Source organism: Halomonas binhaiensis (genome assembly GCF_008329985.2).
In the GTDB taxonomy this organism is placed as follows: Bacteria; Pseudomonadota; Gammaproteobacteria; order Pseudomonadales; family Halomonadaceae; genus Halomonas; species Halomonas binhaiensis.
Genome location: NZ_CP038437.2, coordinates 188,614 through 201,262, shown reverse-complemented (window position 1 = coordinate 201,262; position 12,649 = coordinate 188,614). Strand labels below are relative to the sequence as shown.

Sequence of the window (12,649 nt, the reverse complement as noted above, 5' to 3'; positions counted from 1 at the left end):
GACTCATGCCTCCTCGGCCACATCGCGGATCGCCGCGACAATGTTCGGATAGGCAGCACAGCGACAAAGGTTGCCGCTCATGCGCTCGCGGATCTCGGCATCACTCAGTTCCACCGTCGTGGCGGTGACGTCCTGGCTCACATGGCTCGGCCAGCCGGCTTCGGCTTCATCCAGCATGCCCACGGCAGAGCAGATCTGCCCCGGTGTGCAATAACCACACTGGAAACCATCCCGGGCAACGAAAGCCGTCTGCATGGGATGCAGGACACCTGGTTCGGCCAGCCCCTCGATCGTGGTGATCTCATCGCCATCATGCATGACAGCAAGTGTCAGGCAGGCATTGATGCGGCGGCCGTTGATCAGCACCGTGCAAGCACCGCACTGGCCATGGTCACAGCCTTTCTTCGAGCCGGTCAGCGCCAGCTGATGACGCAGGGCATCGAGCAGAGTCGTGCGAGGGTCGAGGTCGAGTGTCACCTCACGCGCATTGATGCGCAGGTGCGTCGACACAGGCGTTATCGTGGCGGCATTGCCGGCAGCAGCTCCAGCGGTGCGGGCAGTCTCCTGGGCCTGGGCCTGTTGCTCACCAGGCCGCAGCCCCGTTGCGCACAGGAAGCTGGCGGCGATCCCCGCCTTGAGTACACTGCGACGCGTCGGCCCGGCATTGTCATCTTGGTCGGTCATCGGGTCATCCTGGGCTAGTGGTGATTGGTCCAGCGGTGATACGCGGGCCCCGTCATGTATCCACAAGAACTCTTGGGCGGAGCACGAAGCCCACCCTTTGGCAGCCTAGGCAGGAATCCCTTTGGGTTCTTTCAGGAAAGCGGAGGAACTATCAATATTCAGGAATAATTTCAGGCAATATCCAGGAATAAATCCGAGCAAGATTCAGGAACAAACTTGAGCAAGGCTCGGAGGACGAACCAGGCAATACTCATGAATGAACTCACCCGCCGGGAAGGAACTGCGCGCGAAAGGTTCTCGGTGTCATGCCGTTCAGACGCCGAAACGTGGTAGTAAAGTGGCTCTGGCTGGAGAAACCCAGTGACAGCGCCAACTGACCGATGGGTGTATTGGTCGTGGCCAACAGCTGCTTGGCACAGGCGATACGCCGTTCTATCACATAAGCGTAGGGTGCCTGTCCCGTCGCGGATCGAAAGCGTCGGGCGAAGGTGTCCACAGGCATGTCGGCAAGGGCGGCAAGATCGGACAGAGAGATATCGCCATCCATATGCGCCTCGATGAAGTCGTCCACTCGCGCCAGAGTACGACGATGCAACGGTGCATGCCGCAATACCGGCGACACCGGCACGTTCTGCGCACTTGCCAGTGAAGACGACACGCGCAGCGCAGCGAGTACGGTCAGATGCTCGATATACGCGGAATCAGGCTGGTGTCCCGCTGTCAGCTCCGTGAACAGGCAGCGCAGCAGTGTCTCGATCACCGTGTCACTGCCGTTCACCATGGTAGGCAAGTGCGCCAGCTTCTCGCATCCGGGAACCTGGCAGTCCGGATCAATCCACAGCGCGCTGTATGTCAGGTCGGCATTTTGATACATGCCCTCCCGTTCCACCCCCGCAGGCACGAAGGATACCGCCCCAGAGCGGTCTTCGCCGTCATATACCAATGAGCCCCCGGCCTGGATTCGCGTGCGCGAGGTTCTGCCCTGCTCGGTCAGGATGATCACGTGCTGTGGAGCGGTCCATTGCAGTTCCGTTTCATCACACACCCAGTGCCGGCGATCGAGGGTAATGGAAGCATCGACCCAGGATGACCGGTGCATGAACTCGGTATGCGAGTCCCGCGAACGGATGCCTCCTTCACCATAGATAGGCCTGATCGACATGCTGCCTGTCCTCCCGTGGATAACGGATTTCGTGGATCATGGAGCAAAGCCAGGGTCCTTCAGGACATTGAACAAGAAAGGAATGACATGATGGTTGTCATTCCTTTACTGGGTAAAACACTACCAGGCAACTCGTGCAAGCTGTCTGGTAATCACCATATCGGAAAATCAGACATCACATTATGCATGTTTAGTAATAAGGTGTGTCCGCAAACGCCTAAGACGGTCGACAGACACTTGAAAATGCCCTGGGCATGGTGATGTCAAACAGACCTACAGCCCTGGAATGCCAATCGGGCCGGGAAGATCAGGAATGGGAGAGCAGCCATTCAGCATCATGGTGCCCGTTGCGAGCAGGGTAAGCAGCAGGAATAACTTCGCTTTTGGCATGTAACGAGTCTCTTGTTGTTGAATTTAGAGTTGTTGAACTGAGAGTTGTCGGCCATGGAGTGGCCACGTTGTCAGGGTCGTCTCATGGACGCGGCATTCTGATGAAATCCTTATTGCGCCCAGCACACAGCCGACTCTGTCTGTTCGTGGAAGTTCACTCATTGGCCAATGATGGATGACCTGATCAAACCGACCTGACCTGCCTGACATGACCCAAATGACGACGGCCCCGGCATGTTGCCGGGGCCGCACTGGCTGGCCTTGGTCCTCTGCTGGCACAGCCTTCGACGTCTATGGCTGTACCATGATCTTGATCTGCGACTTGTCATTGAGCAGCGTTTCGAAGCCCTGCTCGACCACATCATCCAGCGCAATGCGATCGGTAATGAGGTCCCTGGCCTGGAAGTATCCTTGCTGCATCAGTGACATCACGGCGGGATAGACATGCCGATAGGCAATGATCCCTTTCAAGGTACGTTCCTTGATCACCAGGTCATTAGGCTGAAAGGTAGCCTGCGCCTCCCAGATACTGACGATGATCGTCTCGCCGCCGGCATGGGTGGCATTGATGGCCTGATCCAGCACCGCAGGAATACCTGTCACCTCGAAGGCAAAGTCGGCGCCTCCTTGTGTCAGGGCATGTATCTGTTCAACCGCATCCTGCGGGACAGGGTCCACCACCTGAGCACCGAGTTCTGCCGCTTTCTGTCGTCTCACTTCCGATGGTTCCACCGCGATGATGCTTGCCGCTCCGGCGGCCTTGAGAGCCTCGATTACCATCAACCCTATGGGTCCCGTTCCGAATACCACGGCACTGTCACCGGCCTTCAGGGCACTCTGGCGAACGGCATGCAGCGCGACTGCCGCCGGTTCCACCAGAGCCCCCTGCTCGTAGGACAATGAGTCAGGCATGGGATGCACCATGTGCTCGCCCACCACGGTATATTCCGAAAAGCCCCCACCGCCGCCAGACAGCCCATGAAAACCCAGCAACGGCGTCAGGTTGTAGCGCTCCATGAGATATTGCCCATTCAGATTGGGCGACAGGATCGGCTCGATAGCCACCCTGTCGCCGAGCTTGACCCGGGTGACACGTTCACCTACCTCCACCACCTCTCCAGCGAATTCATGCCCCATGATGATCGGAGCCCGCTCCTGACTGATGGGATGAGGGGTATCGGTCGGAATGAAAATCGGCCCTGCACTGTATTCATGCAGGTCACTGCCGCAGATGCCGCAAGCAGCCACTTTCACCTTCACTTGATGGGGATCCCGCACCACCGGAATCTCGACCGTCTCTACCCGCAGATCCCGGGCCTGGTACCAGACAGCCGCTTTCATCGTATTCCAGGCATCTTTCGAGTACGCCATGGCAAGAAGCCTCTCTCAGAAAATGGAGGAGCCGGCGTACCGGCTCGCATGATCAATCAGGACGGGTGGTGAACTTCCTGCAGCCCATAGACAGGCGTCGGAACACCCTCCATCCGGGCCTTGAGCTGCAGTGCCAGGTACTTGGAATAGTGACGTGACTGATGCAGATTGCCGCCGTGGAACCACAAGGCTTGCTGCTGGGTCGGTTTCCACATGTTGCGTAACTCGCCTTCCCAGGGTCCGGGGTCCTTGGGCGTGTCGGAGCCCAGCCCCCAGCACTTGCCTACCTTGTCGGCCACTTCCTGAGAGATGATGCGCGCCGCCCAGCCGTTCATGGAGCCGTATCCCGTGGCATAGACGATGAGATCCGCAGGCAGCTCCGAACCATCCGTCAGGGTCACGGAACGCGGATTGATGCGCTCGATGCTGACACCGCTGCGCAACTTGATGTCACCGTTGGCCACCAGGTCACAGGCTCCGACATCGATGTAGTAGCCGGATCCGCGCCGCAGGTACTTGAGGAACAGGCCGGAATCGTCTGCGCCAAAGTCCAGCAGGAAGCCGGCTTTCTCCAGCTTGCGGTAGAACTCGGCATCGCGTTCGCGAATCGCATCGAATGCCGGCCGCTGGAAATCGGGCAGCACCTTGTAGGGAATCGAGGCAAAGATGAAGTCGGCCTTGTCATGGCTGATGCCATTGCGCACGGCCTCTTCGGAATAAAGTGGCCCGAGCGCCTCCTCCATGAGCGAATCGGATTTCACGACATGGGTGGAGGAACGCTGCAGCATGGTCACGTCAGCATCGTGTTCCCACAGCGCTGCACAGATATCATGGGCGGAGTTGTTGCCTCCCACGACGATGCACCTCTTGCCGCGGTAGGCATCCGGCCCAGGGTGGCGGCTGGAATGATGCTGCTCGCCCTCGAAGGTTTCCGCACCGGGAAAACTCGGTACATTGGGCATGCCGGACATGCCCGTGGCCAGCACCAACTGATGTGGACGCAGGGTGATGTGCTCGCCATTGCGGTTGACCTTGACGATCCACTCGCCGCTGGCCTCGTCAAAGCTGGCACCTTCGCATTCAGTGGAACTCCAGTAATTGAGTTCCATTACCTTGGTGTACATTTCCAGCCAGTCGCCGAGCTTGTCTTTCGGCGCGAATACCGGCCAGTTCTCGGGAAAAGGAATATAGGGCAGGTGGTCGTACCACACCGGATCGTGCAGACACAGCGACTTGTAACGGTTGCGCCAGGAGTCGCCAGCGCGAGGATTCTTCTCGATCACGATGGTCGGCACATCCAGTTGCTTCAGCCGGGCAGCCAACCCGATACCGCCCTGGCCACCGCCGATGATGACGCAATAGGGCTGGCGGCTATAACCCAGTTCGGCCTCTTCACGCTGACGAGCCTCTAGCCAGGTCTCGCGTTGCTTGTTGGCACCATGCTTGGCGCCCTTGGGACGATGCAGGCCAAGTGACTCGGGATAATCCTTCAGCTCCTGCATGGTGGTCAGCAGCGTCCAGCACTGGCCATCTTTCAGGCGCAGCATTCCCCGCCCCTTGGCCACCTCCGTATCGAAAGTGATCCATGCCTCGATGACGCCATTCGCCTCACTGGCGTCGCCTTCAAGTTGCCAGTTGCAGGGACGGGTCTCCGGCAAGGAGGCGTTGAGCATGGACTGGATCTCGTCCTTGCCCTCCATGGTCTTGAGGTTCCAGGTAAAGGCCACGAGGTCCCGCCAATAGCATTCCTCGCCGAACAGTGACATGACCTGCAGAATATCGTGCTGTTCCAGAGAAGATTCGAAACGTTCCAGCCACTGTCGTACGTCTTGATTGAGTACGTCTTGATTGAGCGTGCGCGTCATCATCGTTGTTCTCCACTTGTTGTTCGTGGTGATGCAACGTAGTCAACGCAGAATCCATGCCAATCATTCACCTGGCAGGACAAATATTGTCAAGCGACTGAAATATCAGTGTAATTTTTACGTCAGAAACAACCGGGCACAAAACGGCAGAGCCGAATCGATGTAACAGCTGTCACCTGTACCCCGTGACAGCCAGCGTTACACCTGTAACCCCCGACCAAGGGTGAACACCCATGTCATTGACTCCCACTGACGGCAACTTAGGATGAAACTTGTCGCCAGATAACAAACAGGCCGCCGTTCATGAAGAGCGAAGCAGGCCAAGCGGAGGCAGACATGGCCCTGCGCATCGAGCAACGCCAGCATATCAGTAACCTGATCCGTCTTAGTGAAGGCCACGACATCGGCCTTGGCACCTACCGCGAGGTGATTCATCGCTCATGGCAACGCTGTGTCGGCGAGTATCAACTGGATCCTGGCTGCCCTCGCCCGGTTCGGGTGCTGACCCAGCAGGCCCTGCGTGATCACCAGGAACCCATAGATGAGCTGTTGCACGTGGCCCGGGCCGGTGTCGACCAGCTCTATGGCCAGATCGCTCAATTGGGTTATGTGCTGCTGTTGACTGACCCGCGCGGCATCACGGTGGACTTCCGGGGACAGCATGATCAGGCGCTACGCCAGGCTGGCCTCTATCTGGGCGCAGACTGGAACGAACGTTACGCCGGCACTTGTGCGGTAGGGACTTGCCTGCATGATGGGCAGGCCATTACCTGCCACCACGCTGAACATTTCGATGCAACGCATATCAGCCTGACCTGCACGGCAGCACCGATCACCGATCCCCAGGGACAGATGATGGCCGTGCTGGATATTTCCGCCCTGCAGTCGCCTCGTTCCCAGGACAGCCAGACCTTTGCTCTGGCGTTGGTGAACCTCTATTCACGGATGATCGAGGATGCCTATTTCCTGCACCGCTATCGCAACTGCCTGATTCTGCGTTTCGACACGACACGGGAACTGGTGCACTTCAATGGCCGCGGATTGATCGCCATGGAAGAGGACGGACGCATCATCGCCGCCAATGGCAATGGCCGTGCCCTGATCGAAAAACACCTGCTGCGCTGGCCATCCTGGTCTGACGACAGCAGCCTCAAGGCCACTCAGCTATTCGATGCCGAGATCGGGGACCTGCTGAGTATCCTGACTTCCCACGAAGACCAGATCCGGGCCTTCCGTGTGCGGGCCAACGAGATAACCTGCTTTGTCACCCTGGTCGAACCACGTGGTCGCCACCTGGCTTCGCATGAGCAGAAGGAGTCTCCCGACCCCGTTCCCGCGCTGGATCGCCTGGCCTCGGATGATCCGATGATGCGCCGCGTGATCAAGCTATCGCGCCGCCTGCGTAATGAAGACGTGAGTGTTTTGATCACCGGGGAGACAGGCACGGGCAAGGAGGTGCTGGCCCGGGCACTGCACGACAGCGGCAAGCGCGCCAATGGCCCCTTCGTGGCAGTGAATTGTGCCGCCATTCCGGAATCCCTGATCGAGAGCGAACTTTTCGGTTACCTGCCAGGAGCCTTTACGGGAGGACAGCGCAAGGGAATGCGCGGCCTGATCCAGCAGGCCCACGGAGGCACGCTGTTTCTCGATGAAATCGGCGATATGCCACTCTCGCTGCAGACTCGCCTGCTGCGAGTCCTGGCCGAACGGGAAGTGATGCCACTGGGTGCCGACACCCCAGTGAAGGTCGACATCCGAGTCATTACTGCGACGCATCGGGACATGAGCGAACTGATCCGTTCAGGTCATTTTCGCGAAGATCTCTACTACCGGCTCAACGGCGCCCAACTGAAGTTGCCGGCGCTGCGCGAGCGGGTCGATCGCCAATATGTGATTCGTGGTGTCTACGACGCCTTGCTGAAAGAACGCGATCAAGGCATTCATCTACGTGCCGATGCCATGAGCGCACTGCTGACCTATGACTGGCCTGGCAATATCCGCCAACTCAAGAATGCCCTGTCCTTCGCGTTGGCCACGGCAGAAGGCGAGGAAATCACCTTGCATGACTTGCCGGAAGAGTGTCAGTGCAACCGTCTGCCTGTCACGCTATCGACAAGAGCTTCCACCAGCACCACTCCCTATGCGTCTACCATGGGTCAGCCAAAGGCCCAGGCAGATGGTCGCGACCTTCTGGAACTCCTGCAGCGCTCGGCCTGGAATGTCAGTCATGTCGCACGCCAATTGGGCGTCTCCCGGCCCACCATATACCGACGCATGCGCCGCCATGGGCTGGTTCCCCCTAACCAGCGCCAGATGACATGACCGGCAACAGCCACCTGGCAAGGCATTCAGACCACCGGCTCATGATGCCACCACCGCCTCGTGGGGAGGTGTCTCATCCGGCTCACCCTCTGCCTCGACACCGAGAAAGCCGCCAGACTGCCGCCGCCACAAGGCCGCATACAGGCCATCCCGGGCCAATAACTGCTCATGGCTACCACTCTCGATAATGCGTCCTTCATCAATCACGACCAGACGATCGAGCATGGCAATGGTGGATAAGCGATGGGCAATGGCAATGACCGTCTTGCCTTCCATCAGGGCATAGAGCTGCTCCTGGATAGCGGCTTCCACTTCTGAATCCAATGCTGAGGTCGCCTCATCGAGCACCAGAATCGGCGCATTCTTGAGCAGCACACGAGCAATGGCAATGCGTTGCCGTTGGCCACCCGATAACTTGACGCCACGCTCACCGACATGGGCATCCAGACCGCGCCGCCCGCGAGGATCGACCAGATCCTCCAGGAAGCTGTCAGCGTGCGCTTGACGCACGGCCCACCAGATAGCTTCCTCACTCGCCTCCGGGCTGCCATAACGAATGTTGTCGCGTACCGAACGGTGCAGCAGAGAGGTGTCCTGGGTGACCATGCCGATGCTATGCCGCAATGACTCCTGAGTGACAGCGGCAATATCCTGGCCATCGATACGAATGGTGCCTCCTTCCAGGTCATGAAAGCGCAGCAGCAGATTGGCCAGTGTCGACTTGCCGGCACCAGAGCGACCGATGACACCCACCTTCTCCCCCGGCGCAATGGCCAGATCCAATCCATCGAAGACCAGCCTTGCCTGACCACTCGGCAGGTCATAGCCAAAACGCAGGGCCTCGAAACGAATCTCGCCCTGCGTCACGACCAGTTCGCCAGCGTCTGGCGCATCCAGCACCGCTGGCGTGCGGGCAATGGTATTGATGCCATCCTGTACGGTGCCGATGTTCTCGAACAGACTGGCCACTTCCCACAGAATCCAGTCGGACATGAAACGAATACGCATCACCAGGCCAATAGCCACCGCAATCACGCCCAGGGAGACCGCTTCCAGATACCAGGCACCTACCGCCATGGCGGCGATGCCAACCAGCAACAATGAGTTGAGCAGCGTCAGGCTCACCGACAATTGGGTCGCCAGGCGCATCTGACGATGTACCGTGACCATGAATGCCTCCATGGCGTCGCGGGCATACGCCTGCTCGCGGCGGGTATCGGCGAACAGCTTGATGGTCTGGATATTGCTGTAGCTGTCCACGACACGGCCGGTCATCCGCGCCCGGGCGTCCGCCTGGGCCATCGAAACGTCCCGCAGCCGCGGTACAAAGACCCTCATGATGCCGATATAGCCCACCAGCCACAGCACCAGCGGGGCCATCAACCAAGGCTCGGCACTGCCCAGCAACAGCATGGCCCCCGTGAAATAGACGGCCACGTAGACCAGCAGGTCCATCAGTTTCATGACCGTCTCGCGGATGGCCAGCGCCGTCTGCATGACCTTCTGAGACACACGGCCAGCAAACTCATCCTGAAAGAAGGACATGCTCTGACGCAGCATATGCTGGTGTGATAACCAGCGACCCAACATCGGATAGTTGCCGAAGATGCCCTGATGCGTCAGCAATGATTGCAGCAGCACCAGCAACGGCAGGCCCAGCACCACCAGCAGTCCCATACCCACCAGGCGCATGCCATGCTCGGCGATGAATCCCTCACGCTCGGCACTGGCAAGCCAGTCGACCAACTCTCCCATGTAATGGAAGAACGCCACTTCAGCAGCCGAGACCAACGCCGTAGCCAGGGACATCGCCACCAGCAGCCCGGCTACCGGGCGGGAGAAGTGAATGATGAAGGGCAGCAGATCTCGTGGTGGAATCTGCGGTTCGCCCTCGGGATAAGGATTCACCAGGTTCTCGAAGAAACGGAACATATTGACGCTCTCCAGCATTGAGCCATGTGTTCACGCACGATATTTCCTCAAGTTAACTTGAGGTCAAGGACCGGTCGAGATATCGCCCTGATGGAAAACCTCTATCAACGACGCCACTCTCTGTCATCGTCGACCACTGCCTGTTATCGTCGACCATTGCCCAAGCACAGCGGGACGTGCTGAAAACCTGCCAGTGACGTGTCCATATCTCGCGGCGGAGAGACGCTGAGCGGGTATGGCGGCCCCTCCAAGATGGCGGGGCCTGCCAGACGCATGCCGACATCGACCAGCCTCACGGCGTCTTCGGTGGCCCTGGTCAGCAGTTTGGCGGCATTGTCGATCGCCTCATCCAACGTACAGGGGCGTTTGAGAATGCAGGAAAAGGCATCAATGCCATGCTCAAAGTTCAGCGCCACACCTTTGCCGATGGTACCCGCCAGGGCAATGACCGGTAGTTTCCGCTGTTTGGCTCGCCGTGCCACCTCGGCAGGCACCTTGCCGAAAGGGGTCTGGCCATCCAGGCTGCCTTCGGCGGTAATCACCAGATCCGCCTGAGCCATCAGCCGATCGAGGTCGAGATACTGCATCACGATATCGTAACGCGGGTACAGCCGCCCCTTGAGAAGCCCCATGAAGCCTGCTCCCAATCCACCGGAGGCCCCTGCTCCCTGGGCATGACCGACCTCGATCCCTGTTGTCTGTGCAATGACTCTAGCGTAATTCTCCATCGCCTGTTCCAGGATGACGACCTGCTCCGGCGTGGCCCCCTTCTGAGGGCCAAAGACTCTCGCCACGCCCTTGGGCCCAAGCAGATGGTTATGCCAGTTGACGGCGGCATCCAGACGTACATTGGCCAGGCGCGGATCAAGCCTCGACATGTCGATTCGGGCAAGCTGGCAAAGTGCGGCTCCTCCGCGCGCCAGGGGGCGCCCCTGCATGTCGAGAAACCGCACCCCCAGAGCCTCTGCCATACCGGCACCGGCATCATTGACACCACTGTCACCACAGCCCAGCAGAATACGCTTCGCTCCGGCATCCAGCGCTGCGCAGATCAGTTCTCCGACGCCATGGCTGGTCGTGAGACATGGATTACGGCGATCGCGGGGTACCAGCCGAAGCCCTGCGGCCGCGGCCATCTCAATCACAGCAGTGGGCATATCCTGGCCTTCGAGGAGACCAAAAAAGGCATCCACGGGCTTTCCTATCGGGCCAGTGACCACAGCAGGGTGCAGTGTTCCTCCCACAGCAGACACCAGCGTCTCGACAAAGCCCTCTCCCCCATCGGCCATTGGTGCCTTGAGAATGTGCGCTTCAGGCATGGCACGCAGCAACCCTGTGGCAATGCAGTCGGCTACCTGGGCGGCTGACAGACTTTCCTTGAACCCGGAAGGCGCAACCAGAACCGTTATCGACATGACGGACCTCTTATCCTTGAGTTATCGGTTTTCCATGGAGACAGGCCCCATCCAGTCGCTATCGACAGGTAGTCCGAGGAGAGGCCAGATGAAGATGGCCAGGACAATCAACAACCCCATGAAGATGGGCAGCAGGATGGTCGCCAGCCGTAGCAGGTCAGGCTTTTCGAACCCTCCTTCTACCGCTGAACTGAACAGAGCAACGGGTTTGGCGGATACCGGTAATGTCTGGCAGAAGCCGGTTCCGAGTGTGATGACCAGCATCAGCGTCACCGGGTTGACTCCCGTCGCGGCAAGCGGAAACGCTACTGCAGGAATGAGCACACTGGCCCGAGCCGTACGCGATGTAATCAGCAGGTGAGCCAGGCTGGCAATCAAGGCCGTGAGCGTAATCACCAGCCAGGCTGCTGGCCTTTGTGGCCCCGTCAGCATCCGCGCAAGGACATGCTCGGTGATATAAGTGATGGCGCCGGAAGTCATCAGGGCCTGGCCAAGCATCAAGGTCGATGCCATGAACAGTAACAGCCCCCATTCCACATCCTTGAGCGCCGTCTTGAGAGACACGCCGGATACCGCCGGGGTCGACAGCGCCAGAGCACTGACCAGCGCAATAATGGCCATGCTCTGACCATGCAACGGGCTGGTGATCCACAGACCAATGGTCAGCACCATGATGGCGATCACTGCAGGTGTGCTGGCAGATGCTGCGGGCCCGGGAATCGCGAGTTCACCCAGCGGTGCGCTGCGGTCTTCACGCGAAAGGAACAACCACTGGATCAGGGCACAGGAAATCAGGCTGGTGAGTAGCGCAAAAGGACCCGCAAGCATGGCCCAGCGCACGAACCCTATCTCCTCGTGGGAGAATTTCGCCATGAAGTCCATGGCAACGAGGTGAGCGCCGGCTCCGGTCAAGGAAGCCCCGGCGGACAGCAGGATCACGCTTGGAAACAGCAAGGAAAGCGCCCGTGTCACACGGGGCCTGCCTATGACTTCCGCCAGTGCCATGAACAGCGGCAGCATGATAGCGGCACGCGCCGATGTCGATGGGATCAGGAAGGCAGTCGATGCGGTGACCAGGGTGATGGTCCAGAAGACACTCGACACCCTGCCGCAGCGAGCGACGCATCGTGATGCCAGCCGCCCTGCGATACCACTTCTGCTCAGCACCGAGGCAATGACGAAGGCGGCAATCAGCAACCAGATAATGTCATTACCAAGGCTCTGGAACAGAAGATTCTCATCGACGACGCCAGGCACAACCAGAGCCAGTGCCGCCAATAGCGCAACCGCGGTGTCCGAGACATCAAGGTTCACCCAGGCGATCAACGCGGCACAGAACACTATCAAGGTCCAGCGACCGGCCATTGGCATTCCTTCGACCCCATAAAGAATGCCAAGCCCGCCGCACCCCATGAGCACGATGGAACTTATGGTTTGCCAAGAGCGCCAGGGACTTCGTGGGTGACACACTAAAGAAGAATGACCTGAAATCCGCGGAGATAATTTTC

Annotated in this window: 8 protein-coding genes; 1 reads left to right on the top strand and 7 read right to left on the bottom strand. The window is 59.0% G+C overall.

The features are described 5' to 3' along the window. Positions 1–3: 3 nt before the first annotated feature. The 4 genes from E4T21_RS00955 to E4T21_RS00940 form a co-directional block, all read right to left on the bottom strand. A complete protein-coding gene (locus E4T21_RS00955) occupies positions 4–684 on the bottom strand; it encodes a 2Fe-2S iron-sulfur cluster-binding protein (RefSeq protein ID WP_149282707.1) in 681 nt (226 codons plus the stop codon). 262 nt (positions 685–946) lie between these two features. After that, entirely contained in the window at positions 947–1,846 is a 900-nt protein-coding gene (locus E4T21_RS00950; RefSeq protein ID WP_149282705.1) for a helix-turn-helix domain-containing protein, read from the bottom strand. Positions 1,847–2,527: 681 nt separating this feature from the next. Then, positions 2,528–3,607: a 2,3-butanediol dehydrogenase gene (locus E4T21_RS00945; RefSeq protein ID WP_275898215.1), complete on the bottom strand. Its 1,080-nt coding sequence runs from the start codon at positions 3,605–3,607 to the stop codon at positions 2,528–2,530. A gap of 56 nt (positions 3,608–3,663) precedes the next feature. After that, positions 3,664–5,475, bottom strand: coding sequence for an NAD(P)/FAD-dependent oxidoreductase (locus E4T21_RS00940; protein WP_187775077.1), 1,812 nt, complete (start codon positions 5,473–5,475; stop codon positions 3,664–3,666). Positions 5,476–5,808: 333 nt separating this feature from the next. On the opposite strand from E4T21_RS00940, the gene E4T21_RS00935 reads away from it, so the two are divergent. Continuing rightward, positions 5,809–7,794: a sigma-54-dependent Fis family transcriptional regulator gene (locus tag E4T21_RS00935; RefSeq protein WP_149286965.1), complete on the top strand. Its 1,986-nt coding sequence runs from the start codon at positions 5,809–5,811 to the stop codon at positions 7,792–7,794. 39 nt (positions 7,795–7,833) lie between these two features. Here the strand turns inward: E4T21_RS00935 and E4T21_RS00930 are convergent, their stop codons facing one another. The 3 genes from E4T21_RS00930 to E4T21_RS00920 form a co-directional block, all read right to left on the bottom strand. Next, positions 7,834–9,726, bottom strand: coding sequence for an ABC transporter ATP-binding protein (locus E4T21_RS00930; RefSeq protein ID WP_187775076.1), 1,893 nt, complete (start codon positions 9,724–9,726; stop codon positions 7,834–7,836). A gap of 143 nt (positions 9,727–9,869) precedes the next feature. Beyond that, the gene (locus E4T21_RS00925) at positions 9,870–11,141 is read right to left on the bottom strand and encodes a glycerate kinase family protein (protein WP_149282701.1); all 1,272 of its coding nucleotides are present in this window, start codon (positions 11,139–11,141) and stop codon (positions 9,870–9,872) included. A 21-nt stretch (positions 11,142–11,162) separates the two neighbouring features. Further along, on the bottom strand, positions 11,163–12,512 hold the full coding sequence (locus E4T21_RS00920; protein ID WP_420827719.1) for an SLC13 family permease: 1,350 nt from the start codon (positions 12,510–12,512) through the stop codon (positions 11,163–11,165). Between the last annotated feature and the right edge of the window lie 137 nt (positions 12,513–12,649).

Coding starts and splice junctions, on each gene's coding strand:
- E4T21_RS00935 (WP_149286965.1), top strand. CDS start 5,809: ATGGCCCTGCGCATCGAGCAACGCCAGCATATCAGTAACCTGATCCGT.
- E4T21_RS00955 (WP_149282707.1), bottom strand. CDS start 684: ATGACCGACCAAGATGACAATGCCGGGCCGACGCGTCGCAGTGTACTC.
- E4T21_RS00945 (WP_275898215.1), bottom strand. CDS start 3,607: ATGGCGTACTCGAAAGATGCCTGGAATACGATGAAAGCGGCTGTCTGG.
- E4T21_RS00930 (WP_187775076.1), bottom strand. CDS start 9,726: ATGTTCCGTTTCTTCGAGAACCTGGTGAATCCTTATCCCGAGGGCGAA.
- E4T21_RS00950 (WP_149282705.1), bottom strand. CDS start 1,846: ATGTCGATCAGGCCTATCTATGGTGAAGGAGGCATCCGTTCGCGGGAC.
- E4T21_RS00925 (WP_149282701.1), bottom strand. CDS start 11,141: ATGTCGATAACGGTTCTGGTTGCGCCTTCCGGGTTCAAGGAAAGTCTG.
- E4T21_RS00940 (WP_187775077.1), bottom strand. CDS start 5,475: ATGATGACGCGCACGCTCAATCAAGACGTACTCAATCAAGACGTACGA.
- E4T21_RS00920 (WP_420827719.1), bottom strand. CDS start 12,512: ATGCCAATGGCCGGTCGCTGGACCTTGATAGTGTTCTGTGCCGCGTTG.